Origin of the sequence: Geobacillus proteiniphilus (assembly GCF_001908025.1) — a bacterium.
GTDB classification, from domain to species: domain Bacteria; phylum Bacillota; class Bacilli; order Bacillales; family Anoxybacillaceae; genus Geobacillus; species Geobacillus proteiniphilus.
Genome location: NZ_MQMG01000105.1, coordinates 1 through 2,108, shown reverse-complemented (window position 1 = coordinate 2,108; position 2,108 = coordinate 1). Strand labels below are relative to the sequence as shown.

Below are 2,108 nucleotides of genomic sequence, written 5' to 3'. Positions count from 1 at the left end.
TGTAAATTAGCACATTATTTCAGAATCCCTTTTTCAAATTATTTCGGACGGATTCGGAAATAATGTGCAAAATCTTTGCGAATTATTCCAGGTTTTGCAGATTATTTCCGAACATTTGCACATTATTTCGGATGATTAACTAGAATGAGGATGGATCGGGATGAAACATAACAGGGGCCGATCAGCCCCTGCTGTGTCAGTACCCCATTTCTTCGGCTGCCATACGCACAATGTCTTCGTCAATCATATGTTTTTTTAATTGAGCGCCGTATAACAGGCAAGTGGTGGCGAGGTTGTTGATGATCCGCGGCCACCCCTGCGACTGCAGGGCGATCGCTTCTAAGGCAGCTGGGGTAAAAATCGGGTGTTTCGCCCCCGCCTGTTTCAGGCGGTGTTCGATATATCCTACCACTTCTTCCTTATCAAGAGGCCCCATCTGGTATCGCATGATGATTCGTTGGTGAAGCGGACGGTGTTGATTCAACCGTAGTTTTGCCTGTAAATGGGGCAGCCCCGCCAAAATCAAGACAAACGGATTTGTTGAGTCCATGTGAAAGTTGAACAGGATCGCGATATCCTGCAGAAAGGCATCCTTCGCTAAATGCATTTCATCGAGGATGAACACTGACGTTACCCGTTGTTCATGATACAAGCGCTCGATCCCTTGTTGGATTTGATAAAACAAGTCGACCTTGCGGTATTTCGGCTCTTCCCCGAGCCCGAAGGCAAGGCCGCGATAAAAGTCCATCACGCTTCCCGTTGACAATGGAAAATAAACGACGTGATACAGTGACGGATTCAGGGATTCCTTAAACGCCCGAAGGGCGAATGTCTTGCCGGCCCCTGGTTCACCGATCAATAGCCCGATCCCTCTTGTTCGTTTCACGTAGTCCAAAGCGGCGAGGGCCTCTTGATACGAGGCCCCTTGATAAGCCTCTGGTGGATTCGTCTCCTTCGAAAACGGCTCTCGGGAAAGGGAATAAAACGTTTTATACATCGTTTTCGCCTCCCTCTACCGGAACCGCCGCAAACGGTGACCGATGGCGTTTCACATAGGCATTGTCCTCGAAGCGAACAAGGACCGCTTCGGCGACCCGTTGACCGTCTTCGTACACATACACGCCTTGTTCATCATAACGGAGTTCGATCGATTGTCCGATGAACCGGGGCGGAACTTCATACAGCTGCTTGTTCAACGTGACCGTACCATCGGCCTTCACTTTACGGTATTCGCGTTTCAAAAAGATCGAGTCGAGCCAATCCGAATCCTCGACGAACGACACCAAATGGACTTGCGATTGAAACACTTCATGTGGCGTCTTCCCGTTCAACGAGGCATGCGGTTTTCGATGGTAATCTTCCTCCAACCACTTCCAAAATCGCTCGTTTAGCTCTTCGAGCGACTTCGGTGAATTCATTTCGAGCAACGGGTAAAACCGCGTCTGTACGGTGCGGAAAAATCGTTCGATTTTCCCTTTGCTTTGCGGATCGTACGGCTGGGTATGGATCAAGGTGATCCCTAACTCCGCGCAGGCGTACTGCAAGGGTTCCGCCCGATAAATCTTGCCGTTATCCGAGTAAATTCGCTTCGGCTTTCCGTATCGAAGCAGCGCTTCCTTGGTTACGATCCGCAACCCGTCAAATTTCTCGGAAGAGAAAAACTGAGCGTACGGCACGACCCGCGAGCAGTCATCGATATAGGCAATCAAAAACGTTTTTTGCGTTTTGCCATTCACGCGAATCAACGGGCCATGGGACAAATCACCTTGCCAGAGCTCATTGACCTGATCGTACGCGAATCGTTTTCGTTCAGGAATCGGTAAAATTTCTTTCCCCACGAGGTTGTATTTTTTTAAAAGTCGGTATATAGTGAAATAAGAGATGGATTGGATTTCCCCCTGCTCGATAAGGTGTTGGTAAAACACCGTCACGGGCATGTGGGGGTGTTTTTTTCTCAGGGCTAAAATGTGATCCTCTTCTTCAGGTGACAGCCTCCGGGAATGGCCACGGTCCGACCGTCGTTTCGGCTTCAGCGCCTCAAAGCCCCCTTTTTTGTACTGCGTGCACCAGTCGAGGATCGTTTTGGCGGCGATGCGTTTCTCTCCATG

The 2,108-nt window shown here is 49.5% G+C and carries 2 protein-coding genes; both read right to left on the bottom strand.

Going from position 1 to position 2,108, the window contains the following annotated elements:
- Positions 1–196: 196 nt before the first annotated feature.
- The gene (locus BRO54_RS18660; protein ID WP_011229854.1) at positions 197–997 is read right to left on the bottom strand and encodes an ExeA family protein; all 801 of its coding nucleotides are present in this window, start codon (positions 995–997) and stop codon (positions 197–199) included.
- Positions 990–2,108 (bottom strand): IS481 family transposase (locus BRO54_RS18655; RefSeq protein WP_074044840.1); only part of this gene is annotated, 1,119 nt, incomplete at its 5' end. The genes BRO54_RS18660 and BRO54_RS18655, both read right to left, overlap by 8 nt.